This window comes from Mucilaginibacter xinganensis (assembly GCF_002257585.1).
Classification (GTDB): Bacteria; Bacteroidota; Bacteroidia; order Sphingobacteriales; family Sphingobacteriaceae; genus Mucilaginibacter; species Mucilaginibacter xinganensis.
Map to the genome: position 1 here is coordinate 42732 of NZ_CP022743.1, position 26729 is coordinate 69460.

Genomic DNA, 26729 nt, shown 5'->3' on the forward strand with positions numbered 1-26729 from the left:
CTCATCTTCCTAAAAACGGGCAAGTAAGATCATCTGTTCTAAAATACCATAAATGAAGCAGCAATTTCGCAAGCTAACCGGGCTTTTTATCCTGTTACTATTTTCGCAAATATGTTTTGGGCAGGGCCAGGCAACAAATATATTGCCTGACTGGGCATTTGGCGGTTTTGTGAGGCCGGAAGGGGTAAATCCCATTATTTCGCCGAAGCCGGCATCAAAATTTTACGACCCGATGAGCAAAGCTTTAATCAGTTGGGAGGCGAACGATACCTTTAACCCGGCTGCTACAGTAAGAGACGGTAAAATAGTGGTATTGTATCGTTCGGAAGATAAAACCGGGATGCAGATAGGCACGAGAACATCACGTTTGGGGTATGCCGTAAGCAATGATGGTTTACACTTTAACCGTAAAACACAGCCCGTTCTTTTTCCCGGGAACGACAGCCAGAAAGCTTATGAATGGCCGGGCGGCTGTGAGGACCCGAGGGTGGCAGTTACTGAAAATGGAACCTACGTTGTTTTTTATACCCAGTGGAACCGTAAAACGCCGCGCCTTGGCGTAGCCACCTCAAAAGACCTGGTTAACTGGACCAAGCACGGCCCGATCTTCCAGGATGCTTACAAAGGCAAATTCTTTAATATCGCCTCAAAGTCGGCATCGATATTAACCCGGATAAAAGGCGACAGGCAGGTAATTGCTAAAATAAACGGAAAATATTTTCTATACTGGGGCGAAGAGCACGTGTATGGTGCCACTTCGAATAATTTAGTTGACTGGGCGCCTTTAATTGATGAAACAGGAGCCTTAAAGATCCTGGCCTCTCCGCGTAAAGGATCCTTCGACAGCGACCTTACAGAATGCGGGCCGCCCGCGATATTAACGGCGCAGGGTATTGTGCTTTTGTATAACGGCAAAAACCACCCCGGCGATGGTGGCGACAAGCGATTTAACGGCAACTCCTATTGCGCCGGGCAAATGCTGTTTGACAAAAATGATCCTGAAAAATATGTTACCCGCCTGGACGTACCTTTCCTGAGGCCAATGCAGCCTTTTGAAAAAAGCGGGCAATATGTGAACGGAACTGTGTTTATAGAAGGGATGGCCTGGTTTAAACACAAATGGTACCTGTATTATGGCTGTGCCGACTCAAGGGTGGGCGTAGCTGTTTACGACCCTGCAAAACCAGCACCGCCTGACCCGGTTACGGCTGCAGCGGAATAATGGCAGGCAAGCTTATTTATAACGAAATTTTAACGTGTTGACTTTCATTAATTAACATAAATTCGATATAAATATTGATGAAACATGTTTATTATCAGCTACTTACACCTCTTTCCCACCCGATAAAAACATAAAGCACTGATAATCAGAATGTTTCACTTTGTTCCTGGTGTTCCGCATGCAAAAATGGAACGCGTTAGCGACGCGAATACATAACTTGTCTTATATAAAGGTATGTCTGCACGCGGTTGTAGAGAGGTTTAGGTGTTACACCTCCTTTTGCTTATGTCGGACTCCCTTTAATTAACCGTTTTCTTCTTCCAGATCCGGAAGTTCAGCAGGAATGTTTTCTTTTGGATCAGCGAGCGCCAATCAATAAACAAAATAGTGCACAGCAGTAATATTCCAAATATTGAACCGCCTACAGACTGCCAGGAAAAACCACCCTCTATAATGCTTTTTGCATTGTTAGCTGCATATTTTCCTAAATGTACGGTGATTGCATCGCTTGTAAATTTACCTACAAGAAAAATCGGGATGATGTAGGAAGCATTTATTTTTGCCATGCCACTGGCCAGAAACAAGGGCGTAGTTGGAAGCGGCAGCAACGTATAAGCCAATATCGCCGCCTGGCCTTTCCAGCCGTTTTCCTTCATCTTTTCGCCCAAAAACTGAACATCTTCATTCTTCGACTTTTTAAAGATCCTTCCGGCCAGCAGGGGGATATATAAAGTGAGAATATAACGCCCCAGAATGGAGCCCGCAACCCCTATTACAATAACCAGCCAAATATCCAGGTTAAACTCAATCTGCAAAAAAACCATAATGGTAAATGCAGGCGGAAAGGGAATAGGGACTACGTCGAATAAAAAGGAGCCGATAAAAACCAACAGGTACTGCCACCACATGCTCAAATGTTTATAATCAATTTCAAGCTAAGATACAAAGCGGTTGCCCGGTTTAAATGACTGCCGTCATTTGGTGCGGTGAGCCAAATCACTTTACCGGTACCGATGTGGTAAACAATAATGGGCGGCATTTTCACAAACATACGGTCCCGGGAATTAAATGCCCGGGGCCGTATGCTTAAAAGCATGTTATTAGCTGGTTAATGTTACAACCTGAAACCAACACCTGCACCAATTACCCATGGGTTAATTTTTACGTTTGCAGGGATATTTTTCAAAACTGGTGCCAATTCAGGATTAGCAGCAGGTGTCAGGTTTGAAGCATCAACCGTTACATTGGTTGAAAGAAATATTTTTTTCAAATCAAGATTTAAAAACACCTTTTTAGTGATATTATAGTCTACTCCAGCCTGTGTGGCAAAAGCGAATTTGTTTTGATAATCAATTGCCCGTACTGTAGGCCCTTTGTCAGCACTGTAAAAAAAAGTGTAGTTAACGCCTGCGCCAATATATGGCTTAACCGCACAGCCTGTTGGAACATGATATTGCAGGGTTAAAGTTGGCGGCAAAAGCCAAACTTTACCCAGGTTAACATCTGCAGATGAACTTGCACCAATGGCAGTTAAATTAGATCCGGTTGTATTTACTTTATGCCTGGTAGTTGCTAAGATCAGCTCAGCTGAAAAATTCTTAGCGAAAAAATAGGTAAAGTCAACTTCGGGCACAACCGTGTTTGATATATTAACGCCTCCGCCTATAACTCCGATAGTGGCACTTTCCTGCGGTACAATTGCGATAGCCCTAAACCTGATATCCCACTCTTTTTTTTCTTGCGCAAAGGTGGTAAATACGCTCAATAATAGTAATGATGTTACAAATAGTCTTAGATTTTTCATAATATTTTGTGTTGATTACACAACAAAACTAAAGTGAACTTTGCCACTCGTAATGACCAAAAACAGGTTTAGAAATGACCCTGATCATTGTTAATCTGCGCACTAAACTAAATTCTTTCACGTCTGTTTATAGCAGTTAAATACGTCGCCCATCCCGGTTTTTCCGCAATTAAATTTGGAACGTAATTCCCATTGCTCATATTTTAATCGTTACTTCCGAAAGAATTAAAAGGGTAAAAAGCCCAATAGCCGGGAACCAGCATCAAAGGACTTTTAACAAATTGTTCTGTAAATTCCATCCGCCATCAAAAAGGAGTTTTTTAAACGAAAAACTCCTTTATTGACGATTAATTAAATAACTTGCACAACTATTATGCACCCTCTTAAATTAACCAAAACCTGAGGTAAGGTTGCGTTAGTTTTATTAACTATGGAAAATGCTGCCTTGCTTAATGCGATTATTAAAAATGCAATAGATGGTATCATAACGATATCTGATAGGGGCATTATTGAGTCGATAAACCCGGCAGGCTGTAACTTATTCGGTTATCAGCCCGAAGAAGTAATCGGCGAAAATATTTCAATTCTGATGCCTGCACCCTACAAAGCAGAACATGATGGTTACCTTGATCGGTACCAACGCACAGGAGAAGCTCATATTATAGGAACAGGCCGTGAGGTTATCGGGCTAAAAAAAAATGGCGATAAGTTTCCTTTTCGTCTGGCTGTTAGCGAGGTACAGTATTCGGGCAGGAAAATTTATACAGGGTTTATCCACGACCTCAGCCGGCAAAAGGAAGCAGAAGAACAGCTAAAAGAATATGCCGCTCACCTGGAGGAACAGGTGGAGGAGCGCACGCAATCGCTTACTGAAACAGTGCACGCGCTACAGCAGGCAAAAGAAGAAGTTAGCCTTTCGCTGGAAAAAGAAAAAGAGCTTGGCCAGTTAAAAAGCAGGTTTGTATCAATGGCCTCGCATGAATTCAGAACGCCGTTAAGCGCAATACAACTTTCGGCATCGTTAATTGATAAGTACTCGCAGCCGTTTGAAAACGATCATATTGGCAAACATGTTGTAAAAATAAAAAATGCGGTAGGTAACCTTACCACTATTCTAAATGATTTTCTCTCGCTCGAAAAGCTGGAAGCCGGAAAAGTTGAACCTTCTTTTACAAGTTTTGACCTCGTTAAATTCTCGGAAGAAATTACCGAAGAAATGCAGATGATGGCAAAGCAAAATCAAAACATCATCTATCAGCATACCGGCATCCAAAGCATAATTAATCTTGATCAGAATTTATTAAAGAATATTATAATTAACCTTGTTGCAAACGCTATTAAATATTCAGGAGAAAATACTTTCATAGAATTTAATACTGAAATTGGCGATAATATTTGTATTTTGACTGTCAAGGATGACGGAATCGGGATTCCTGAAAATGATCAGAAACACCTGTTTGAGGCATTTTTCAGGGCACACAACATTGGCAACATACCGGGCACCGGGTTAGGGCTCAACATTGTAGCCCGTTATACGATGCTGATGAATGGGAAAATAAACTTTAAAAGCAATGTTAACCAGGGAACCTTGTTCACGCTTTCATTTCCAATATAATGAAAAAAAAAGTATTAATAATTGAAGATAACGTCGATATCAGGGAAAATGTAGTTGAGATCCTGGATCTGGCAAATTATGAAGTTCTTGCCGCAGACAACGGCAGAACAGGCGTTGATCTGGCACTTAAAAACTTGCCCGATATTATTTTATGTGACATTATGATGCCTGAGCTTGACGGTTACGGGGTATTATACCTCCTCTTAAAAAATCCGGATACAGCGGTGATCCCTTTTATTTTTTTAACCGCCAAAGCTGAAAAGGTTGACTTAAGAAAAGGCATGGAAATGGGTGCCGACGACTATTTAACCAAACCCTTTGACGATATTGAGTTGTTAAGCGCTATTGAAAGCCGCTTGCGAAAAAAAGCAGATCAGCAAAATTTCTACAGCAAATCGTTGGACCAGCTGGATAACCTCATAGCTAAAAATGAAGGACTGGCTGAATTAAAAAAGATAATCAGCGAGCGTAAAATAAGGCAGTTTAAGAAAGACCAGGTTGTATATTATGAAGGAGATAGGGGCAATGGCCTTTACCTGTTACTAAGCGGGCGGATAAAAACCGTAAAAATGGCTGAAGACGGGCGCGAGTTAATGACAGGCATGTACACTCCTGAAAGCTACCTCGGCATCCAGGCCTTATTGGCTAATGAACCTTACAGTGAAACTGCGACAACGCTGGACGATAGTTCGCTTTGCCTGATTCCTAAAGACAGCATTGAGAAACTGCTAAACTTGTACCCCGATGTTGCCAAAGAGTTTATTAAAATTCTATCGAACGATATTCGCGAAAAGGAAGAGCAGTTGCTGCAGCTGGCCTATAACTCCGTTAGGAAACGGCTGGCAGATGCTATTTTGCGCCTGCATAAGCAACCCGGCCACGATGCTGACGGCTTTAAAATAACCAGGGAAGACCTGGCTTCAATGTCCGGTATGGCTACAGAAACCGTAAGCCGTACACTTTCTGACTTTAAAGATGAAGGTTTGATTGAAAAAAAGGGGAGCACCATTCATATTCTTGATCCTTCGCGTTTAAGTAAAATGAAGAATTAATTTATTGCAATTACTTAGACACAGGTAATTAAAAGACCCTTATAAACTGACTTTGGATCGTTTTATAAAGGTCTTTTCGTTATTAACACCGTGAACGTTATGGTTCTATAATAACCTTTATCGCTTTTTCCTGTGCCGCATTGCCAAACACCTTGTAGGCCTGCAGTATTTCGAGCAGCTTAAAATGATGGGATATTAATTTTTCAGGCTCATAGGTCGTCGCATTTGTAAGCAATTCATTTTCCTTGTTTATTACTGTGGCTAAGCAGTTCTACACATTGTGTTGCTATTTCAAGTTCTTCGTTGGTGGGTACTACCAGCACCTTTACCCTGCTTTCAGTGGTACTTATTTCACGAAGAAGTGGACTCCGGAGATTATTCTTTTGCCCGTCCAAAACAATGCCGAAAAAGTCCAGGTTACGACAAGCCAATTCCCTTGCCAGGCTATCATTTTCACCCACACCTGCGGTAAATACAACAGCATCCAGGCCGTTCAGCGCGGCGGCGTACGAGCCAATAAATTTCTTTATACGGTAAGCATACATATCATAAGCCAGCCTGGCAGCCTCATCGCCGTCAGCAATTAATTTTTGGATATCACGCATATCAGCATGTCCGGTAAGGCCCGTCATCCCGCTTTCTTTATTTAAAATCGCATTTACGCGCTCCGCAGTGTAACCCTCCTGCTGCTCCAGGTAAAGAATTACCGATGCATCAATATTGCCGCAACGGGTTCCCATAATCAGGCCATCCAAAGGAGTTAGTCCCATGCTGGTATCAATACATTTTCCCGCATCAACGGCTGCCATGCTACAACCATTCCCTAAGTGAATAGTGATTATTTTGGCATCCGGTTTATCCAGGTATTTTAGCGTTTTTGCGGTTACATACTTGTGACTTGTGCCATGAAACCCGTACGCCCTGATATGGTAGTCAGTATAGTAACTATTGGGGATGGCATATCTGAACGCTTTCTCAGGCATGGTTTGGTGAAAAGCCGTGTCGAACACTGCAATATGACTTGCTTTTGGAAACAATTTTTCGGCTATTTCTATCCCCTTGTAATGCCCAGGGTTATGCAGGGGCGCCAATGAAAATAATTTTTTTATTTCTTCCTTTACCTGTGCGGTAATAATGGCCGGTTGTGAAAACTTTTCTCCGCCATGCACAACGCGGTGCCCCACCACTTCAATTTCTTCCGGGTTTTTTATCACACCAATCCCGGGTTCTGTTAAAACCTTACCTATTTCAATCATACCCGTCTCATGATCAGGAATGTTCAACGTAAGGGTAACCGCCCTTTCCTTGTCGCCACTATAAACCTTGTGGGTAACGCTTGAATTTTGCAGGCCTATCCGTTCTACAAGCCCAGAGCAAATTGGCGCAGTGCAGGGCATTTTAAAAAGCTGATACTTTATGGAGCTGCTTCCACTGTTAATTACCAGTATATTCATGTTATGATACTGATTTTACTTTAGCATTGGTTTGATACTCTTCCTGGCTTTGTATAGCGGTTATGATAACGGTATTAAATATATCATCAACTGTACAACCCCGGCTAAGATCGTTAACAGGCTTATTAAGGCCCTGCAAAATAGGGCCTATTGCCAATGCCCCGGTTTCACGCTGAACAGCTTTGTAGGTATTGTTGCCTGTGTTGAGATCTGGAAATATGAGCACACTGGCCTGACCTGCCACGTCAGAGCCCGGCATTTTTTGCTGCCCTATTCCCGGGTCAACTGCAGCATCATATTGTATGGGACCTTCAACTTTAAGGTCTGGGCGTTTTTCTTTTACCAGCTTTGTTGCCTGACGCACTTTTTCAACATCCTCTCCCGTGCCTGACGTTCCTGACGAATAAGAGAGCATTGCTATCCTTGGCTCAATCCCGAAGCGTTTGCTGGTATCGGCCGAAGAAATAGCAATTTCGGCTAATTGTTCGGCAGTAGGGTTGGGGTTAACGGCACAATCGCCAAAAACAGAAACCCTGTCTTCCAGGCACATAAAAAACACCGATGAAACAGTAGAAATGCCGGGCCTGGTTTTTATAAATTGCAAAGCAGGCCTTATAGTGTGTTGCGTAGTGTGGTTTGCTCCCGAAACCATACCGTCGGCGTGCCCTTTAAATACCATCATGGTGCCAAAATAGGAAACATCGGTCATTAAATCGCGGGCCATTTCCATATTCACATTTTTATCCTTTCGCAACTCATATAAGGTTTCTACATACGTATCGTAATAGGCTGAATTGGCAGGATCAATGATCTGTACATTGCCTGAATCAAGGTTTAAACCCAGGCGTTTCATTGATGCGGCAATTTCAACCGGGTTGCCCAGTAAAATAATATGTACAATTTGCTGTGCTACCAACCGCGCGGCGGCCTTTAAAACCCTGTCATCATTACCTTCGGGCAGCACGATGTTTTTGATCTGCCGTTGTGCCCATTTGCTCAGCTGGTATTGGAACATGCGCGGCGTAATAGCGGCCGACTGGTAAGTAACTATGCTTTTCTCTAAAGCCAGCACATCCACATACTTATTAAATGTATCAATAGCCAACTGTATCTTTTTTGTGTTGCCGGGCGTTATGCGCGCCTTAATTGCAGCAATAGCTGTAATAGCCTGAAAAGTTCCCTCCTGGACAGAAAGGATAGGAACAATATTTTGCAATCCTTCAATTAAGCGAACGATTGGTTCTTCTGGCTGTGAGCCTGCCGTAAGCACAATGCCTGCCACTTTTGGATAGCTGGATGAAAGATTGGCTTGTAGCGAACCTATGATTATATCGCCCCGGTCGCCAGGGGTCACAATCAGCACATTATCTTTTATGTAACTTAAAAAATTAGGCAGCTGCATAGCCCCGGTAACAAAATTGTCCACCTGGTTTGACAGATGCTCTTTACCAAAAAGCAGCTTTGCATCAAGGCTTTCATATATATCTTTAACTGTAGGGTTTTGAAGCCCCTTATCAGCCGGGATAACAGCCAGTAAAATATCAGCCGGTAATTGATCTGCCAACAATTGCTTTACGTCTTCTGCCTGTTCGGGTTGGATGATGTTGGCAATAATACCCAATACCTGTATCTCCCGGTCTTTAAAATTGCGGAGAAAATTAAGGGCAGAATGGATTACCTGTGCCGTAGTTTTATTCTCGCCCGAAACCACCAATATGGCGGGGCTGCCCAGGTTTTTTGCAATCAGCGCATTCGATTCAAATTCAAAGGCCGTCCCGTCGCCCAAAAAATCACTGCCTTCAACAACAGTGAAATCATAATTCTCTTCAATTTTTTTGAATTTGGCTATTATGGTATCTATCATTTCGCCCTGGTTGCCGTTTTCTATGTAATGCATGGCATCCTGCCGGGTAAAGGCAAATGCGTCATCAAACTTTATAGGCAGGCCAAAGTGTTCAAGTATCGCCTGGATATGTACATCCTTTTTTTCTTCCGGGTTTGTATTTACTATAGGTTTAAAAAAACCAATTTTTTGTGCCTTACCCAATAACATGTGCACAAGGCCCAGTGCAACAAGTGATTTCCCGCTGTGCGGCTCGGCTGAGGTTACAAAAATAGTTTTAGACATATTTTAACGCTGGATACATAGTGCAAAGGTAAAAAGCTTAACTATGTTTTAGTATGCAAAGGCCTATTTTAAATTATACCGGGGCAAAGCATAGTTAAAAAAATACCCGGAAAAATTGTGATACATTTTTGTGCAATACAACCTTACCGGATATTTATGATGATAATACTTAGGATTTGACTAACTAATTACGGTTTGGCTATTTCCAACACCATCCGGCCCTCTACTTTTCCTTTTTTAAGGTTATCAAGTACCGTATTTATGTCCTCTAATTTTGCAGTATGTATCGTAGCTTTTACTTTACCTTCTACAGCAAATTCAACGGCTTCCTGCAAGTCTTTTCTTGTACCCACAATTGATCCTCTTATAGTGTACCTGTTAAGTACGGTTTCAAATATGGGCAGGTCAAAGCTACCGGGCGGCAATCCGTTCAGCGCTATTGTACCTTTTCGCCTTAATGCCGAAATCCCCTGCTTAAACGCTATAGGCGAAACAGCAGTTACCAGCACACCGTGCATTCCCCCTGTTTCCTTTTGTAAAAATTCGCCCGGATCCTGCGTTTTGGCGTTTACTGTTAACTCAGCTCCAAGGCTTTTCGCAAGGTTTAATTTATCGTCATCCACATCAATGGCTGCTACGTGCAAGCCCATTGCTTTAGCGTATTGAACTGCCAGGTGCCCCAGGCCACCTATCCCCGAAATGGCAACCCATTCTCCGGGTTTCGCTTCAGTTTCTTTTAATCCTTTATAAACGGTTACACCTGCGCAAATGATGGGCGCTATGGCTGTAAAGTCAATACCGGGCGGCAAATGGGCAACATAGCGGGCATCGGCCACAACATATTCTGCATAACCGCCATCTACGCTATAGCCGCCGTTTTGCTGGCTTTTGCATAAGGTTTCCCAGCCGGTAATACAAAATTCGCAACCGCCACAGGCGCTGTATAACCAGGGCACACCAACAATATCGCCCTCTTTTACATCTTTAACATCAGGGCCCAGGGCAACAACATAGCCTATCGCCTCGTGCCCCGGTATCAGCGGCATTTTGGGTTTAACCGGCCAGTCGCCATCAACCGCGTGTAAATCAGTATGGCAAACGCCGCTGGCAATTACTTTTACCAATATTTCATTTTTGCCGGGTTCTCGCACCGGCATTTCTTCAATTTGCAGTGGTTTGCCAAACTCCCTGACAACAGCCGCTTTCATTTTTTTTGGTAGCATATAAAAAAGTTTGAAATGCTGGATTGTTTACCCAACATTCAAAAGTCGTAGTTCGGCACCGCCGGGGGAATGATTAGAGGTGCTGAAAAAAATGACCTTGGTCATTATTGTCGCCGATTCAATTACTGATTAAGGTCACTTATCTTATTGATTAATCTCATAGTTTGGATAGCCTTATGCCGATAGTTTTGTACATTATAAAATACTATAATATGAAAGCGGTTGCTTACAGTGTTAAACCATTTGAAAAAGAATTCCTGGCAAAGGCCAATCAAAAGAAGCATGATATTACGTTAATATCCAATTCCCTGAGCCTGGAAACAACTATGTATGCGGAGGGGAAGGATGCCATTATAGTTTTCACAAACGATGATGTATCTGCAAAGGTAATTGATCGTTTGGCCGACCTCGGGATCAAATTTATTGCTACCCGGTCAGCAGGCACCGATCATATTGATAAAGTTGCGGCAGCAAAACATCATATAAAACTTTCAAACGTACCGGCATATTCGCCGCAGGCTATCGCGGAGCAAACCGTTGCCCTTGCTTTTGCGCTTAACAGGCACATGCTTAAAGCAGGGCAAAACAGCCGTAATTTCAACTTTAGAAACGACGAGTTGATCGGCTTTAACTTTTCGGGCAAAACCGTCGGATTGATCGGTTTAGGAAATACAGGCCTTGCCGCAGCACAAATATTTCACGGCATGGGCTGTAATGTAATTGGCTATGATTCCGCTTTCCCGGAAAACAGTCCGTATGTGCAACCGGTAGAGCTGGAAACATTATACGAACAGGCTGATATCATATCGCTTCACCTGCCGCTAAATCCAGCAACCAAATATATAATTAACAAGGATACGATTGCCAAAATGAAACCGGGCGTAATGCTTATAAATACTTCCAGGGGGGCTTTGATAAAAACAGAGGACATATTAGCTGGATTGGAAAGCGGGCAGGTGGGCTACCTCGGAATTGATGTATATGAGCACGAAAAGGGGTTGTTTTTCGAAGACCATGAAAATGATAAAGTGAAGGACCCCCTGCTTGAAAAACTGATGACTTATGAAAATGTAATTGTTACCCCCCACCAAGCCTATTTAACAAAAGAGGCGCTGCAGGAAATAGCTAACCAGACCATACGAAACCTGGATCAGTGGCAAAACAACAAATGCGTAGGCGATGCGTGTGTTTGCGCAGCTGCCTGCAGAGTAAAAATCAAATCAGATATATTATAAAGAATTTATGTTCTCAGAAGAAAACTACACCACCCTTGCACAAAAATATAACGTAGCAGCGCCGAGATACACAAGCTATCCCACTGTTCCTTATTGGGACAACGCAAATTTTGATGCCGGGCAATGGCAAAAGGCTGTCAAATTTTCATTTGATGAAAGCAATGCAACTGACGGAATAAGCCTTTATATTCATTTGCCGTTTTGCGAAAGCCTTTGCACCTACTGTGGCTGCAACACAAGGATCACAAAAAATCATCGGGTTGAAGAACCTTATATTAATGCCGTTTTAAAAGAATGGAAAATGTACCTGCAATTGATGGACGAACCTCCTGTAATCCGGGAGATCCATTTGGGCGGCGGCACACCTACTTTTTTTAGCGCCGTTAACCTGCATTTGCTTATTGACGGAATTCTGAAAGAATCCGTAGTGCATCCACAGGCAGAATTCAGCTTTGAGGCGCATCCGGACAATACAACGGTTGATCATCTGCAAACCTTGTACAATCTTGGCTTTAAGCGCCTTAGCCTCGGCATCCAGGATTTTGATCCGCGGGTACAGTTTATTATCAACCGCCATCAAACGTTTGAGCAGGTACAGACCATAACACAGGTTGCCCGCGGCATTGGTTATACCTCTATCAACTTCGACCTGATCTATGGTCTCCCCTTACAAACTATGGAGGGACTTGCCGACACAATGCACCTGGTATCGGAACTAAGCCCGGATCGCATCGCCTTTTACAGCTATGCGCATGTGCCCTGGATTAAGCCTGGCCAAAGGCGATTTACAGAGGAGCATTTACCCAACGTACATGATAAAAATAAGTTATATGAAATTGGCCGCGACCTGCTTAAGGGCTATGGATACATTGAAGTGGGGATGGACCATTTTGCACTGCCCGGAGATGATCTTCTAAAAGCTGAAAAATCAGGCAACCTGCACCGCAATTTCATGGGTTACACCCATCAGCACACCCAGCTGTTAATTGGCCTGGGGGTATCATCCATCAGCGATTCATGGTATGCCTTTGCACAGAATGTAAAAGTGGTTGAAGATTACCTGCGCCTGGTTAATGAGGGCGAGCTGCCTGTTGTTAAAGGCCATATTTTAACACATGAGGACCTCATCATCCGCAAGCATATTTTAAATATAATGTGCAAAGGCGAAACGGTTTGGAACCAGCATCTGGAACAATCCATCTCATTAACGGATGCCTTTGAACGATTAGCGCCTTTGGTTGATGACGGATTAATTGAACTTAACGCACGGAACCTGAAAGTTACCCCGCTCGGTAAAAACTTTCTGCGTAATATATGTATGGCCCTTGACGCAAGGCTATGGGCTGATAAGCCCACCACCCAGTTATTCAGCATGGCTGTTTAATTAATAGCGTTTTTTAATGCAAGAACGTGCTGCAAAAAAAAGCTGCCGGTTGATTTTCATCACCGGCAGCTAACCAAAAACCACCATAAAAATTATATAATAAACGCAAGCAGCATTATAACATGCACAAGGACACTTACGCTTAATAACAACATCATTGTGCGAATGCCCGAACCACCCATGCCCGCAATTATATTTGCAAAATACAGCGACAGTGTAATAACCAGCACTATGATAGGCGCATTAAAATAATACATAAGCAATGCGGGTAAAGGCAAAAACAATACGCCTTGACCTATCAATGCCACGAAGAACCACAGCGTTTTGTTTTGCTTTTGTCCGTCCGCAAAAGCATTAAATTTATTCCAAAGCGTTGACTTGCGGGCGGCTCCCTCATTTGCCCATTGTGTTGAAGACTGTATTTTTATTGTATCCATGATTGATATGTTTATGATACAAATTTGCCTGATAAAGGCTTTTTAAACCATGATTTTGCACACACAGAAATGTGATTTAAGGCATTTTTTAATGTTACAATCTGCTTAATGACACACGCTTACTCCCGAAGTTTGTTTCTGCGGACTGAGGTAAGGAATATTTAAGTTTAGCCCGCGAAGGATAAACCAAAAGCCCAGGCAAACCATAAGGTAGGGCATAGTTCTGTTTATACGTCGGCGTACCACCGGACCAACAAAACCTGAGCTTACCGTTGCCAGCAGCATTAACGGGAATGTGCCCATCCCAAACCAAAACATAAATTGCGTAGCGGCCAGCGGGGTGGTGGTGTTAATAGCGCCAACAAGCGCCAGGTAAACAAAGCCGCATGGTAAAAAGCCGTTTAATACACCCACTATGAAATGCCCTGCCTTGTGTTTCAAAGCATAACTTAACAACCTGTTAATGGGTAATAAAAAGATAGAAAGGATGTTCTTATCTTTCAGGCGAACCTTGTAGAGCCTTGATAAACCGGCGAGAATAATAAGCATTCCACTGGCAAGACTTATACCCTGCTGCAGGCCAAACATCCACAGTTGCCTGCCAATAAAACCAAAAAGCAAGCCTAATAATGAATAACTTACAATACGCCCCAGGTTATAAATAATCTTATCGGCCACCACTAGCAACCAACGGCTATGAAACGATGGAACAGCGAAAGCCAGCGGGCCGCACATGCCAATACAATGCACGCTACCAAATAACCCTATAAAAAATGCGATGCTGTTACTGCTCATTTTATAAACATTTCCTGTTGGTACAGGTACTCTTTATTGTTGCTGGTCCAGTTAAAAATCAAGATCCACTGCCCTTTTGTAATCCCCTCAACGGGAACTTCAAACTCGTTGGCAGCACCGGTGCTAAGCTGATAAACTTTATCAAGCTGATTGTCTGATGGACGCTGTAATTTTAATGAACCCTTTGCCGGCCGGGTAAATACGACCCGGATATTACCTCCCGAAACCGATACAACCGGCCGGGCATTATCTTTTATTACCTGTTTTTCTTTATTATAATATTGGTTAAATGTTAAACCCTTTTCATAATACTCGTGGTCGTAATCATCCACGGGGGCCATAAACATGTAAACACACATTGTTAAAATAAACAGCATAAATAATATCATGCCCGCAATAATTCCTTTTCCCCAGTTCATAGCTTAATCATTTATAGGTCCAACAAAAGCGGTGCTAACGATTTTAATAATTTTATTACCGGCTACCAGTTGTAACCGTACATCAGTTTTGGCCTGGTGTATTCCGGATTCAGGGATAATTATAAAGAACACAATTTTTGAAGACCCTCCCTTTTCAATAGGGCCCGGTGCCTGGATGTATTTAATCTTAATTGATGCATCTTCAGGCTTTAATGTTATTGTCTGTGTTTTATTGGTTTTATTAATAATCTCGGCGTTATAAATGTTACTGATATTTTTGTTAGGTTGTTGCTGGTAAAGCATTCCCGCGCTTCGCATAATCGTAATATCCATATCGCTTTGCGTAAAAATAAAATAGCTCAGTACGCTCATTAACACCAAAATAACTGCACTGTAAGCCATCATGCGGACAGTAAACCGGGGTTTTTCGTTATTCCTGATCATGTTTTCAGAGAAAAAACCGATTAGATTATGCGGTTTATGGATCTTATCCATCACCTCGTCGCAAACGTCAATACAAGCGGTACAGTTAATGCATTCCATCTGCGTGCCCTTGCGGATATCAATACCGGTGGGGCAAACGGAAACACATAATCCGCAATCAATGCAATCGCCCTTAACTTTAAAAGGGTCTTCGTTTCGTGACAATTTGGCCCTTGGTTCTCCTCGTACATCGTTATAGGCAACAACCAGGGTATGCTCATCAAGCATTACACCCTGCAAACGGCCATAGGGGCAAATAACGGTACAAACCAGCTCACGCACCTGACTGTAGATCAAGTAGAACACAATCGTAAATACCCAGATACTTATAAAACCTACCCAATGCGCTTTTACCGGCTCAATTATAATTTTTATTAAAGCATCGCTTCCAATTATATACGCTAAAAAAGTATTAGCAATTAAAAAAGAGATCAGCAGGAACACCAGGTGCTTGCTTGTTTTTTTTGTAATCTTTTCCCGGTTCCACTCCGCGGCATTTAACTTTTTTTGCTTATTGGCATCCCCTTCAATCCACGCCTCTACTTTGCGGAAAACCATTTCCATAAAGATGGTTTGCGGACAGATCCAGCCGCAAAATATCCGCCCAAAAGCTATGGTAAACACCACTACACAAACTACAAAAACCAATGTAGCCAGCACGAACAGGAAAATATCCTGCGGCCAAAATACCTGGCCCATTAATACAAACTGTCGGTCAATAACGTTTAGCAGCAGCATCGGCTGCCCGTTTATGCGGATAAACGGGCCGGCAAAAAATAAAATCAAGTACACATAGCTGATATAGCTCCTCCATTTATAATATTGCCCCTTACGTATTAATGGATAAATCCACCTGCGCTTATTGCTCTCCGCCCCCTTTAATACTTCGTCCATTATGCTTTAAATTATTTAACTACAGCGCTTATCAGGCCTTTTTTTTCAGCGTGATCATCGTCCTTTTCTTTGTCGCCCTGTGGTGCTTTAGCTCCCGGCGGGTTGGTTCCGTGCAATGATTTTATATAGTTGGCCACATCCGAGATCTGTTTTGGAGACAACTGCTTTTCCCAGGTAGGCATTCCTTTTGCAAGCACACCATATTTAATGGTTTTAAATATGTCGGTGATCTTTCCGCCATGCAACCAGTAATCATCGGTAAGGTTAGGGCCTACGTTTCCCTGGGCCTTATCGCCATGGCAAGGTGCACAGGTAGTTTTAAAAACAGTTTGGCCCGATCCGATTACTGCAGGATCTGTTACCAGCTTAACCGTATTTTCGTCAACCTGGTTAGCCTGCTTGCTTAAATAGATCTTCTTCGCGGTTTCCGCCTGCGCTACTTCTGTTTTATATTCATCGTACTGTAGCTGGCCAACACCAAAAACATGGTAAATCAGCAGGTAGCTAACTGAAAAAGCTATAGTTGCATAAAAAAGATACATAAACCATGCTGGGATAGGATTATCCAGTTCCTGAATGCCGTCATAATCATGCTCAATCAACAGGTCTTTTTCTTCAGATAACGGCCTCAGTGAAAGTAGTTTATTCCAAACCGCTCCCTTCTCTTTTGCTTTCTTCTCTATTTTGGCAGGTTTAAATTCTGCTGTTATTTGCTGATCGGTGTACCCCTCGTATTTCATTATAATACGGGTAAGCACTTTAAAAGTCCTTAATAAAACCAGCATTACTATAATAAACATAAGCAGTGCACCCACAACTACGCCATAGCCAATTGCATTTTCCTGGCCGGGTGTTAGCATACTGTGATCATCTACTGTATCTGCTGCAAAGGCACCCTGGCAAACAACTGTGAAAGCCAGGAACAATGTGATGCGTAAATATTTCATGCCTTTAAAGTTTGAGGTTTATTTAATGTACTGTCGTCAAGGGGCAGGTCGCTCATGTAGTCAACATGCTGTTTCCTTAACCTGATTAAAAGAATGGTTACTACTATAAAAAACACGAGAAAAATCCCGAGCGAGAAGATCAGATACATCTGGTTCCCTGTTAAATTTTCTGTAAACTGCTTAAACATGGCGGGTATTAGTTATTGTTATTTGCTGTTTTATTTGCTTTAATATCGGTTCCAAGGCGTTGCAGGTAAGCAATTATAGCTACAATCTCCTTGTTGCTTTTCACCTTGATATTGTCCTTGGCAAGGTTTGCTGCTATAGCTTTTGCCTGCAGGTCAAGGTCGCGGTTGGCAATTTTATCATAACCGGCGGGGTAAGGAACCCCAAGTGAACGCATAGCGTTTATTTTAGCAGCCGTTAATGACGTATCAAGCGTTTGCGTAAGCAGCCAGTCGTAATTTGGCATAATACTTCCCGGCGACATTAACCGCGGGTCCATGAGGTGATTATAGTGCCAGGAGTTGCCGTACTTCCCACCTTCACGTGCCAGATCAGGCCCGGTACGTTTTGATCCCCATAAAAATGGATGATCATACACAAACTCACCGGCTTTGCTGTATTCACCATATCGTTCAGTTTCTGAGCGGAATGGCCTAACCGTTTGCGAATGGCAGTTAACACAACCTTCCCTTATATAAAGGTCCCGCCCTTGTAATTCCAATGGCGTGTAAGGTTTCACACTGGCAATAGTTGGAATATTTGACGAGATGGTTAATGTTGGCATTAGTTCAACAAAGGTTCCAACCAGTATTACCAGCAATGAGATGATCATAAACTGGATTGGCCTGCGCTCCAATACCCTGTGCCAGGTTGATTCTGTTACAATTTTTGGCAGCGGCTCAAGCGGCATAGCCTGTGCTGCTTCATTAGCCACCAAACTTCCCTGCAACATGGTGCGGGCGATATTGTAGGCCATAACTATTACGCCAAGCAGGTACATACCACCACCCACTGAACGCATAATATGCATTGGTAATATCCTTAATACCGTTTCCAAAAAGTTAGGGTATTTTAACAACCCTTCGGGGGTAAATTCTTTAAGCATCAGGCCCTGTGTAAAGCCTGCCCAATACATAGGTATTGCGTAAAATAATATACCCAGTGTACCTATCCAAAAATGGAATGATGCCAGTTTTTTGCTATATAACTCGGTTTTGTAAATGCGGGGGATGAGCCAGTATAGTATAGCAAAAGTTAAAAATCCGTTCCAGCCCAGCGCGCCAACATGTACGTGAGCGATGATCCAGTCAGAAAAATGCGCAAAACCGTTAATTTGCTTTAAGGACAACATGGGCCCCTCAAATGTGGCCATACCGTAAGCGGTTAAGCCTACCACCATAAATTTAAGGATAACATCGTCCCTTACCTTATCCCAGGCACCCCTGAGCGTTAATAGCCCGTTTATCATACCGCCCCAGCTTGGTGCAATAAGCATAATTGAAAATGCCACGCCTAATGATTGCGCCCAGCCTGGTAATGTTGTATATAATAAATGGTGAGGGCCGGCCCAGATATAAATAAATATCAGCGCCCAAAAGTGAAGGATACTTAGCTTATATGAATAGATGGGCCGGTTAGCCATTTTAGGAAGGAAATAATACATCATTCCCAAATAAGGCGTAGTAAGAAAAAATGCCACCGCATTATGCCCGTACCACCATTGCACCAACGCATCCTGCACACCGGCAAAAACCATGTAGCTTTTAAACATTGATACAGGCAGCTCTATTGAATTAACTATATGCAATACTGCTATGGTAACAAACGTTGCAATGTAAAACCAAATGGCCACGTATAAATGCCTTTCGCGGCGTTTAAATATGGTGCCGAACATGTTTACACCAAACACTACCCAAATAAGCGTAATTGCAATATCAATGGGCCACTCAAGTTCAGCATATTCATGCGAGGTTGTTAATCCGAGCGGTAAAGTAATTACCGCCGAAATGATGATCAGCTGCCAACCCCAAAAATGGATTTTGCTGAGCACATCACTAAACATACGCGCTTTAAGCAGGCGTTGCAATGAATAATAAACTCCCATAAAAATGGCGTTGCCCACAAATGCAAAAATTACCGCATTGGTGTGCAGTGGCCTGATTCGGCCAAAAGTTGTATACTGGTTACCCATATTCATAGCCGGGTGATATAATTGGATGGCTACAATAAGGCCCACAGTCATGCCGATGATCCCCCACACGATGGTTGCTATACCAAAGTTGCGGACGATCTTGTTGTCATAGTAAAAATTTTCGGGCTGCATAAATTGTTCTTTTTTTGTGGTTGTAAAACTATATTGAGTTTTTAGGTTACAGAATGATGAACATCGGTCAAAAAAATGATGGTTATCACTTTTCAGGCGGAACTACTTCATCGTCGTCAAGCAGAATCCGCATAGCCGGGGTGTGCAGGTCGTCATTCTGCCCGGTGCGTTGCGCCCAAAAAAAGGCACCCAAAAAACAGGTTGCCAATAGCAGGCTACAGCCGATAAGGAAATAAATTATGCTCATAATAACTTTCTTTTTTTAGCCGCCAGGTGTGTGGCTATACTGGTAAATGAAATAATGGTTACTGTACTTAAGGGCATCAATATAGCCGCTGTAAGAGGCGATAGCTTTCCGGTTACGGCATAGCTTAACCCAATAAGGTTATAAGTAAGGGAGATTAAAAACGAAATGTGAATTACCTTAACTGTATCTTTTGCAAATCGTAAAAACGCAGGCAGCTTTTCAAATGATCTTCCGTCAAGGATGGCATCGCTTCCGGGTGAAAAGTTGTTTACATCATCGGTAATAGCTATACCCACGTCGCTTTGCTTTAGCGCTCCCGAATCGTTCAGCCCGTCTCCTATCATCATTACCTTGTGTTTGCCTGATTGCAGCGATTGGATGAAGTCGAGCTTTTGCTGCGGCGACTGGCTGAAATGCATTTTTTGCTGACCCTTAAAAAAGGGAAGCAGTTCAAAGCGTTCGTGGTCGTTATCGCCCGAAAGCAGTTGCAGGTTATAAGACTGGTCAAGGCAGGCAATATTTTCCAGCCCTTCGCGGTAATGATGCGAAAAAGCAAAATAACCGAGGTACATTTCATTGATCATGATGTGCACATTGGTAGAATGGATTGCTTTTTCCGGCTCGCCAAGCACCAGGCCCGCGCTGCCCAGCTTAATTTGGTTTCCATTAATAGTAGCTGATATTCCTTTACCTGCAATTTCTGAATATTGCGCTACGTGTAGCCGCTGTGCACCGCCGAGTGACCGGTAGATCATTCTGCTTAAAGGGTGAATGGAGTTGATGCAGGCGCTATAGATCAATTGTTTTTGCTCATCGTTTAGTACAGCCGCGGTCCTAATATCCTGGTTATTACCGGCGGTTATAGTGCCGGTTTTATCAAAAACGATGGTATCAATCCGGGCCAGGTGTTCAACTACTGCGGTGTTTTTAAGATAAAATAAGTTCCTGTCGAAAATGCTAAGCGCCGCCGACATGGTAAATGGCGTACTTAAAGCCAGCGCACATGGACAGGCAACTATCAGCACAGCTGTAAATGCGGCAAGTCCTCTTTTAAAGTCGCCTGGTAGCCAGAAAAAAAATGAAGAGAAAGCAATAACCAATAAAACAACCGTAAAGTACTTGCTTACCTTTTCATTAAAGGTTTGCATCTTATTGTCCTGCTGCCGGGTAAAAGCTTCATTATTCCATAGCTGTGTAAGGTAGCTTTGCGACACCGCTTTAACTACCTCAAGTTCAATAGCCTCGCCGGTTTGCCTGCCGCCTGCGTAAATAATCTCGCCTAAGGTTTTATTTACAGGCAACGCCTCGCCGGTAACAAAGCTAAAGTCAATCAGCGCTTCCCCCTTTAATAATATAGCGTCCGCGGGAATAATCTCGTTGTGCCGTATTATTATCCGGTGATGTGTGTGTAATTGCGACAAGGGTACAGGTTTTTCAATTTCGTTTTCTATAACATGCACCGCAACAGGGAAAAATGAACGGTAATCCCTTTCGAAAGAAATATGGTAATAGGTTTTTTTCTGAACAAACTTTCCTACCAGCAAAAAGAACACCAGCCCGCAGAGCGTATCGGCAAAGCCTGCCCCTGTTTTTGTTAATATTTCTATTACTGTACGGGCAAATAAAACACCTATGCCCAGTGCCAGCGGAAAATCAATATTCAAAACCTTGTTCCTAAGATTTTGCCAGGCCGAAATAAAATAACCCCTGCCGCTATAAAAAACTACCGGAATACAGATCAGGATATTCACCAATCCAAAAAAGAACCTGAACGATTGTTCAAAGGCCGAGATACCTAAATATTCAGGAAAGCTCAACAGCATTACATTTCCAAAGCAAAACCCGGCAACAGCTATCTTTGAAACCAGGTTGTCTTTGGTGGCTGAATTTTGCTTTTTGATAACATCCTGCAGGTTTATCATCGGCTCGTAGCCAATATCATGTAAAAGTTCCACCAGCTGCCGCAGGCTTAATTTATCATGTTCAAAGCGGATATTTAACTGCTTTTTTAAAAAATCAACCCGGCAATAATGTACGGCGGGATTTATCTTATTCAGCTGCTCGAGCAGCCAGAGGCATGAGCTGCAATGAATATGTGGAATATAAAATGTTGCAATAGTTACCCGCTGGTCGGCGTAGTCAATTAACTCGCTTACTATTGTCGGGTCATTTAAATAATCAAAACGCTTATCTGTTCGCGCCTGGGTAGCGCCGGGATGATTATTGTAATTATAATAGCTGCATAGCCTGTTTTCAGCTAAAATCTGGTAAACGCTTTTACAGCCATGGCAGCAAAAATGCTTATCTTCAACTATAAAGTCTGCCGAAAGGCAATCATCGCCACAATGGTAACACGTAGTTTTTTCAATGTTCAGGGTTTGAGTTATCATAAATTATATTGATGAGCCAAAAGTCCCCCATCTGTTCCTCGCAAACAATGATCTATAATTTATAAAAAAGTGACTTTCGTCAGATTTCACTACGTTCCATATCTATAGTTTTGAAAAATTGAACTGGCATACAGTGCCTGCTATTAATTTTAAAAAATTACTATGAGCCATAAATTTCATATTCCGGTATTAGGATTGGGTTATTCGATTGATACGCCATTAAAGGTTGCCAGATATGGCATTTCATCAGTTGTTTCTATTGTGGATGATGACCTTATTGAACGCATGCGCAAATACCATTCAGAAAAAAACAATGAAGAATACGTTGAGATTGCCAAACTAGCGCCCAATGCACGTGAAAGGCGGATTACCGCTTATTTAAATTTGCTTGACAAACTGGTTACCCGGCAATTTGAGGCATTAACGAAGCAATCCTTCGCCGAAGGAAGTGATTTGTGCCGGTATTTCGACCTGCTTCCTGATTCATCTGTACAGAAACAGGGTTATGAATTAATGAAGGAGTTTGAAGATAGTGAGCGTAAAACCATATTCCAGGATATTTTAAGAAAGCAATTGAAGAAGGGATCCATTGATGTAAATATAATGGCTAAGCTTGATAAAATGAATTATGACGCCGGTAACGAATTTACCGGGGAAGAAAACACAGATGCCCTTGCTGCTCTGCGAGGGTTTGCCTTAAGCAATCTCAGTTCGTCAGTAATTTTATCTGCAGGGATGAACCCAAGACTATATAGTTATTTAGAAGCTTTCCCCGATTTTGTCCCGAATGAAATAGGGGAAATGAAAAAGAAGATCATCCTGAAAGTGAGTGATTTTCGTTCAGGATTTATACAGGCTAAATTTTTAGCTAAAAAAGGATTATGGGTGTCCGAATTCAGGGTGGAGTCCGGTTTAAATTGCGGAGGCCATGCATTTGCGACCGATGGTTATTTGCTGGGGCCCGTATTGGAAGAGTTTAAGCAAAAACGCAAAGAAATGTACGTTGAGCTTTACAGCACATACCAGGCAGCGCTTGCAGTAAAAGGAACAAGCTTTACAGCAACAATTCCTCAGCATTTGAGCGTACAAGGCGGAATTGGCACTGCCGACGAAAATAACTTTTTGTTAAACCATTACCAGTTGGATGTAACCGGCTGGGGCAGCCCGTTCCTGCTGGTTCCGGAAGCAACTAATGTTGATGCCGATACACTGAAACAATTGGAACGGGCAGGGGATGATGACTTTTATTTAAGTAACTCATCGCCGCTGGGAATTTTGTTCAACAGCTTTAAGGGCAGCAGCAGTGAAAAGCAACGCCAGGACAGGATTAATAAAAACAGGCCCGGCAGCCCCTGTACAAAAAAATATCTGGTATCAAATACCGAATTTACTGAACAGCCCATCTGCACAGCTTCAAGAGAATACCAGAATTTAAAAATTAAACAGTTGAAAAGCCTAGATCTTTCGCCCGAAGAGTTTGAACAAAAGATGGAGGCGGTTACTGAAAAAGTTTGTCTGTGCGAAGGCTTGTGTTCTTCGGCATATTTAAAATATGGCATTACCAAACCAAAGGAAAACAAAGCAGTTGCAATATGCCCCGGCCCAAATCTTTCCTATTTTTCAAGAACATATAGCCTTGATGAAATGGTAAAACACATTTATGGCTCTGTTGACCTTTTACAGAATGTAAAGCGGCCCAACTTATTTGTTAATGAGCTGAACCTTTACATAGATTATTTGCAAAAAGAACTTTCGGTACATGTTAAAAATCTGAATGATAAAAAACAAAAATACCTTGTAAAATTCAAAAACGAGTTAGAGCATGGTATTGCCTATTATAAAGAGTTGTTTCCGCAGCTAACGGATCAAAAACAAAAACTGATGAACATATTGGAAGATTTGTCAACTGCAGAAACAAAGTTGAGTTTCATCAACATATAATTTAATATAATGATAACGCATAGCGCAAGAATACCCGAAACAAATGATAGTGCCGGGTGTTCTTGTTTTATGAGCCAATTACCTTTGTACTGATGAAACCCCTCATTTAAACCTACTTTACAAATCCTAAACCTCCGTCTGTTAAAATTTTATCATAAATGTGACCAAACACACTTTTGGTACTGACTGCTGTCATTCACCCGGCAGTTTATAAAACTCACTTTTGTGATAGACATTACGCTTTGCTGTTTTTTAAAAAATTTGACACGTAAATATTAAGGGATATGGAAACTAACAATTGTGTTGAAGTTGCGCTGAGTGAGGGAACACCTCTTTCAACAGAACTACTGGGTAAACTGGATGCTTATTGGCGTGCGGCAAATTATTTGTCAGTTGGGCAGCTTTATTTGCGCGACAATCCGTTACTTAAAGAACCGCTTAAATTGCAGCACGTGAAAAACATGCTGCTTGGTCACTGGGGAACAACGCCGGGGCAGAATTTTATCTATACCCATCTTAACCGGATAATTAAGCAGTATAGCCTGGACATGATCTATATTTCAGGGCCAGGGCACGGCGGACCAGCTGTTGTTGCGGGCACCTATTTAGAAGGGACTTACAGTGAAGTATATCCTGCGATTACACGGGATGAAGAGGGGCTTAAAAAGCTCTTTACGCAGTTTTCCTACCCCGGCGGCATATCAAGCCATGCTTCCCCGCAAACGCCCGGATCAATGCATGAAGGCGGTGAACTTGGGTATTCTTTAAGCCACGCATTTGGCGCGGTGCTGGATAACCCGGCACTGATAGCCGCCTGCATAGTTGGAGACGGTGAAGCCGAAACCGGGCCATTGGCTACAGCCTGGCACTCCAATAAATTTATAAACCCGTTAACAGACGGCACCGTTTTGCCTATTTTACATCTTAACGGGTATAAAATCTCCAATCCAACCGTTTTAGCAAGGATACCACATGAAGAATTGGAGCAGTTATTCAGAGGGTACGGGTATAACCCAATATTTGTAGAAGGATCAGACCCTGACTACATGCATCAAAGAATGGCAGCAGCGCTTGATTATGCTGTTGACAGAATTAAACAAATCAAATACGATGCCGGCCAAAACCCTGATGGCCCTCGCCCGCATTGGCCAATGATAATTTTAAGGTCGCCAAAAGGATGGACAGGACCAAAAATTGTAGATGGCAAGCAAATAGAAGGCACTTTCAGATCGCACCAAATTCCTTTATCGGTTTCGGCCTCGGCACCAAAAGAACACTTACAACAGTTGGAAGATTGGATGAAGAGTTATAAGCCGGAAGAACTTTTTGATAAAAACGGTTGTTTAATCCCCGAACTGGTCGAACTGGCTCCGAAAGGCAACAGCCGTATGGGTGCCAACCCCGTTACAAACGGAGGTTTGTTATTGCGAGACCTGCGCATGCCGGAATTCAGAAACTATGCGGTTAATGTTCAGTCGCATGGGGTGGAAGGTGAAGGGGATGTACATGTTACAGGACGATTCCTGCGCGATGTTATCAGCCTTAACCCTGACAATTTCAGGATCTTCGGACCCGATGAAACCGTTTCAAACCGGCTTGAGGAAGTGTTTGAGGTGACCAACAGACAATGGAATGCAGCAACCCAACAAAACGATGAATTTCTCGCTCCCGCCGGCAGGGTGATGGAAATGCTCAGCGAGCACCAGTGCGAAGGTTGGCTGGAAGGCTACTTATTGAGCGGCAGGCACGGCGTTTTTAACTGCTACGAGGCTTTTATTCATATCATCGACTCCATGTTTAACCAACATGCCAAATGGTTAAAAATGACTAACGAGATTCCCTGGAGAAGGAAAATATCGTCATTAAACCTCCTGCTCACATCAACCGTTTGGCGACAGGACCACAATGGATTTACCCACCAGGATCCTGGCTTTATTGACCACGTAATTAATAAAAAAGCCGAAATAGTACGCGTTTATCTTGCACCCGATGCAAACTGCCTTTTATCAATAATGGACCACTGCCTGCGTAGCCGCCATTATGTAAATGTCATTGTTGCCGGCAAACATCCATCGCCCCAATGGCTGAACATGGACGAGGCAATTGACCATTGCAGCCGCGGAATAGGAATATGGGACTGGGCCAGTAATGATCAGGATGTTGAGCCAGATCTGGTGATGGCCTGTAGCGGTGATGTGCCTACCTTAGAAACGCTGGCCGCAGTAAAAATATTGAGAGAACACCTTCCCGAACTTAAAATACGGGTGGTTAACGTGGTTGACCTTTTGAAACTGGAACGCCAGTCTGAACATCCGCATGGCTTAAGCGACAGCGACTTTGATGCGTTGTTTACGAAAAACAAGCCTATTATATTTGCATTTCATGGCTACCCATGGCTCATCCACCGCTTAACTTATAACCGCACTAACAACAACAATATTCATGTACGCGGTTATAAAGAAGAAGGCACCATAACTACAGCCTTTGATATGACGGTGCTTAATGACATGGATCGATTCCATTTGGTAATGGATGCCATTGATCGCTTACCGCAAACCGGCACTAAGGGAACCTATCTGAAGCAAGCCCTAGAGGATAAATTAATTGAACACAAAGAATATATCTGTATAAATGGTGAGGATATGCCGGAGATACGAAACTGGACGTGGAGCTAAAATGAGGATTCAAAGAAAAGCCTTCCTTTATTCGGAAGGGCTTTCTTTGAGTAAT

Annotated in this window: 21 protein-coding genes; 7 read left to right on the forward strand and 14 right to left on the reverse strand. The window is 42.7% G+C overall.

Annotation, left to right across the window (positions count from 1 at the left end; all coding sequences use genetic code 11):
• The first annotated feature begins 52 nt into the window (after positions 1-52).
• Complete coding sequence (locus tag MuYL_RS00190; protein WP_094568603.1) at positions 53-1222, forward strand: glycoside hydrolase family 130 protein; 1170 nt, start codon at positions 53-55, stop codon at positions 1220-1222.
• 299 nt (positions 1223-1521) lie between these two features.
• On the opposite strand, the gene MuYL_RS00195 is transcribed toward MuYL_RS00190, so the two are convergent.
• Positions 1522-2130, reverse strand: a complete 609-nt coding sequence (locus MuYL_RS00195) for a hypothetical protein (RefSeq protein ID WP_094568604.1) — start codon at positions 2128-2130, stop codon at positions 1522-1524.
• Positions 2131-2336: 206 nt separating this feature from the next.
• Positions 2337-3026 carry an OmpW/AlkL family protein gene (locus MuYL_RS00205; protein ID WP_094568606.1) on the reverse strand — a complete coding sequence of 230 codons (690 nt, stop codon included), beginning with the start codon at positions 3024-3026 and terminating at the stop codon, positions 2337-2339.
• 430 nt (positions 3027-3456) lie between these two features.
• Here MuYL_RS00205 and MuYL_RS00210 point away from each other — a divergent pair, with 430 nt between their 5' ends.
• Positions 3457-4641, forward strand: a complete 1185-nt coding sequence (locus tag MuYL_RS00210; RefSeq protein ID WP_094568607.1) for a sensor histidine kinase — start codon at positions 3457-3459, stop codon at positions 4639-4641.
• On the forward strand, positions 4641-5693 hold the full coding sequence (locus MuYL_RS00215; protein WP_094568608.1) for a response regulator: 1053 nt from the start codon (positions 4641-4643) through the stop codon (positions 5691-5693). Before MuYL_RS00210 ends, MuYL_RS00215 begins: the two co-directional genes overlap by 1 nt.
• 236 nt (positions 5694-5929) lie before the next feature.
• On the opposite strand, the gene MuYL_RS00225 is transcribed toward MuYL_RS00215, so the two are convergent.
• From MuYL_RS00225 to adhP, 3 genes are all read right to left on the reverse strand, one after another.
• Entirely contained in the window at positions 5930-7147 is a 1218-nt protein-coding gene (locus MuYL_RS00225) for an acetate/propionate family kinase (protein WP_094568609.1), read from the reverse strand.
• A gap of 1 nt (position 7148) precedes the next feature.
• Positions 7149-9275, reverse strand: coding sequence for a phosphate acetyltransferase (pta, locus tag MuYL_RS00230; RefSeq protein ID WP_094568610.1), 2127 nt, complete (start codon positions 9273-9275; stop codon positions 7149-7151).
• Between the two features lie 188 nt (positions 9276-9463).
• Positions 9464-10498: an alcohol dehydrogenase AdhP gene (gene adhP, locus MuYL_RS00235; protein WP_094568611.1), complete on the reverse strand. Its 1035-nt coding sequence runs from the start codon at positions 10496-10498 to the stop codon at positions 9464-9466.
• Between the two features lie 212 nt (positions 10499-10710).
• Between adhP and MuYL_RS00240 the strand changes: the two genes are divergently transcribed.
• Both MuYL_RS00240 and hemN read left to right on the forward strand, forming a co-directional pair.
• Positions 10711-11733 (forward strand): 2-hydroxyacid dehydrogenase, encoded by a 1023-nt coding sequence (locus MuYL_RS00240; RefSeq protein WP_094568612.1) that lies wholly within the window; start codon positions 10711-10713, stop codon positions 11731-11733.
• A 7-nt stretch (positions 11734-11740) separates the two neighbouring features.
• Positions 11741-13117 (forward strand): oxygen-independent coproporphyrinogen III oxidase, encoded by a 1377-nt coding sequence (gene hemN / locus MuYL_RS00245; RefSeq protein WP_094568613.1) that lies wholly within the window; start codon positions 11741-11743, stop codon positions 13115-13117.
• A gap of 92 nt (positions 13118-13209) precedes the next feature.
• On the opposite strand, the gene MuYL_RS00250 is transcribed toward hemN, so the two are convergent.
• The 9 genes from MuYL_RS00250 to MuYL_RS00290 all read right to left on the reverse strand — a co-directional run bounded on the left by MuYL_RS00250 (position 13210) and on the right by MuYL_RS00290 (position 22058).
• Positions 13210-13554, reverse strand: coding sequence for a hypothetical protein (locus tag MuYL_RS00250; protein ID WP_094568614.1), 345 nt, complete (start codon positions 13552-13554; stop codon positions 13210-13212).
• 105 nt (positions 13555-13659) lie between these two features.
• Positions 13660-14349, reverse strand: a complete 690-nt coding sequence (locus tag MuYL_RS00255) for a sulfite exporter TauE/SafE family protein (RefSeq protein ID WP_094568615.1) — start codon at positions 14347-14349, stop codon at positions 13660-13662.
• The gene (locus MuYL_RS00260; RefSeq protein ID WP_094568616.1) at positions 14346-14768 is read right to left on the reverse strand and encodes a FixH family protein; all 423 of its coding nucleotides are present in this window, start codon (positions 14766-14768) and stop codon (positions 14346-14348) included. The genes MuYL_RS00255 and MuYL_RS00260 overlap by 4 nt, the downstream gene beginning before the upstream one ends.
• A gap of 3 nt (positions 14769-14771) precedes the next feature.
• Positions 14772-16145, reverse strand: a complete 1374-nt coding sequence (ccoG, locus tag MuYL_RS00265) for a cytochrome c oxidase accessory protein CcoG (RefSeq protein ID WP_094568617.1) — start codon at positions 16143-16145, stop codon at positions 14772-14774.
• 11 nt (positions 16146-16156) lie between these two features.
• Positions 16157-17092, reverse strand: coding sequence for a cbb3-type cytochrome c oxidase N-terminal domain-containing protein (locus tag MuYL_RS00270; RefSeq protein ID WP_245845718.1), 936 nt, complete (start codon positions 17090-17092; stop codon positions 16157-16159).
• Complete coding sequence (locus MuYL_RS00275; RefSeq protein ID WP_094568618.1) at positions 17089-17280, reverse strand: hypothetical protein; 192 nt, start codon at positions 17278-17280, stop codon at positions 17089-17091. The genes MuYL_RS00270 and MuYL_RS00275 overlap by 4 nt, the downstream gene beginning before the upstream one ends.
• Positions 17281-17288: 8 nt before the next feature.
• Positions 17289-19421 carry a cytochrome-c oxidase, cbb3-type subunit I gene (ccoN, locus tag MuYL_RS00280; RefSeq protein WP_094568619.1) on the reverse strand — a complete coding sequence of 711 codons (2133 nt, stop codon included), beginning with the start codon at positions 19419-19421 and terminating at the stop codon, positions 17289-17291.
• An 85-nt stretch (positions 19422-19506) separates the two neighbouring features.
• On the reverse strand, positions 19507-19668 hold the full coding sequence (gene ccoS, locus MuYL_RS00285; RefSeq protein ID WP_094568620.1) for a cbb3-type cytochrome oxidase assembly protein CcoS: 162 nt from the start codon (positions 19666-19668) through the stop codon (positions 19507-19509).
• Positions 19665-22058, reverse strand: a complete 2394-nt coding sequence (locus MuYL_RS00290) for a heavy metal translocating P-type ATPase (RefSeq protein WP_094568621.1) — start codon at positions 22056-22058, stop codon at positions 19665-19667. Before MuYL_RS00290 ends, ccoS begins: the two co-directional genes overlap by 4 nt.
• Before the next feature lie 162 nt (positions 22059-22220).
• On the opposite strand from MuYL_RS00290, the gene MuYL_RS00295 reads away from it, so the two are divergent.
• Positions 22221-23999 (forward strand): hypothetical protein, encoded by a 1779-nt coding sequence (locus MuYL_RS00295; RefSeq protein ID WP_094568622.1) that lies wholly within the window; start codon positions 22221-22223, stop codon positions 23997-23999.
• Between the two features lie 284 nt (positions 24000-24283).
• A complete protein-coding gene (locus MuYL_RS00300) occupies positions 24284-26674 on the forward strand; it encodes a phosphoketolase family protein (RefSeq protein WP_094568623.1) in 2391 nt (796 codons plus the stop codon).
• Positions 26675-26729: the final 55 nt, after the last annotated feature.

What these genes read in the sequence shown, in the direction of transcription:
- hemN (WP_094568613.1), top strand. Translation starts at nt 11,741, where the DNA reads ATGTTCTCAGAAGAAAACTACACCACCCTTGCACAAAAATATAACGTA.
- MuYL_RS00240 (WP_094568612.1), top strand. Translation starts at nt 10,711, where the DNA reads ATGAAAGCGGTTGCTTACAGTGTTAAACCATTTGAAAAAGAATTCCTG.
- MuYL_RS00295 (WP_094568622.1), top strand. Translation starts at nt 22,221, where the DNA reads ATGAGCCATAAATTTCATATTCCGGTATTAGGATTGGGTTATTCGATT.
- MuYL_RS00300 (WP_094568623.1), top strand. Translation starts at nt 24,284, where the DNA reads ATGGAAACTAACAATTGTGTTGAAGTTGCGCTGAGTGAGGGAACACCT.
- MuYL_RS00260 (WP_094568616.1), bottom strand. Translation starts at nt 14,768, where the DNA reads ATGAACTGGGGAAAAGGAATTATTGCGGGCATGATATTATTTATGCTG.
- MuYL_RS00210 (WP_094568607.1), top strand. Translation starts at nt 3,457, where the DNA reads ATGGAAAATGCTGCCTTGCTTAATGCGATTATTAAAAATGCAATAGAT.
- MuYL_RS00190 (WP_094568603.1), top strand. Translation starts at nt 53, where the DNA reads ATGAAGCAGCAATTTCGCAAGCTAACCGGGCTTTTTATCCTGTTACTA.
- MuYL_RS00270 (WP_245845718.1), bottom strand. Translation starts at nt 17,092, where the DNA reads ATGAAATATTTACGCATCACATTGTTCCTGGCTTTCACAGTTGTTTGC.
- ccoN (WP_094568619.1), bottom strand. Translation starts at nt 19,421, where the DNA reads ATGCAGCCCGAAAATTTTTACTATGACAACAAGATCGTCCGCAACTTT.
- MuYL_RS00225 (WP_094568609.1), bottom strand. Translation starts at nt 7,147, where the DNA reads ATGAATATACTGGTAATTAACAGTGGAAGCAGCTCCATAAAGTATCAG.
- MuYL_RS00275 (WP_094568618.1), bottom strand. Translation starts at nt 17,280, where the DNA reads ATGTTTAAGCAGTTTACAGAAAATTTAACAGGGAACCAGATGTATCTG.
- MuYL_RS00290 (WP_094568621.1), bottom strand. Translation starts at nt 22,058, where the DNA reads ATGATAACTCAAACCCTGAACATTGAAAAAACTACGTGTTACCATTGT.
- MuYL_RS00205 (WP_094568606.1), bottom strand. Translation starts at nt 3,026, where the DNA reads ATGAAAAATCTAAGACTATTTGTAACATCATTACTATTATTGAGCGTA.
- MuYL_RS00215 (WP_094568608.1), top strand. Translation starts at nt 4,641, where the DNA reads ATGAAAAAAAAAGTATTAATAATTGAAGATAACGTCGATATCAGGGAA.
- MuYL_RS00255 (WP_094568615.1), bottom strand. Translation starts at nt 14,349, where the DNA reads ATGAGCAGTAACAGCATCGCATTTTTTATAGGGTTATTTGGTAGCGTG.
- MuYL_RS00195 (WP_094568604.1), bottom strand. Translation starts at nt 2,130, where the DNA reads ATGTGGTGGCAGTACCTGTTGGTTTTTATCGGCTCCTTTTTATTCGAC.
- ccoG (WP_094568617.1), bottom strand. Translation starts at nt 16,145, where the DNA reads ATGGACGAAGTATTAAAGGGGGCGGAGAGCAATAAGCGCAGGTGGATT.
- adhP (WP_094568611.1), bottom strand. Translation starts at nt 10,498, where the DNA reads ATGCTACCAAAAAAAATGAAAGCGGCTGTTGTCAGGGAGTTTGGCAAA.
- MuYL_RS00250 (WP_094568614.1), bottom strand. Translation starts at nt 13,554, where the DNA reads ATGGATACAATAAAAATACAGTCTTCAACACAATGGGCAAATGAGGGA.
- pta (WP_094568610.1), bottom strand. Translation starts at nt 9,275, where the DNA reads ATGTCTAAAACTATTTTTGTAACCTCAGCCGAGCCGCACAGCGGGAAA.
- ccoS (WP_094568620.1), bottom strand. Translation starts at nt 19,668, where the DNA reads ATGAGCATAATTTATTTCCTTATCGGCTGTAGCCTGCTATTGGCAACC.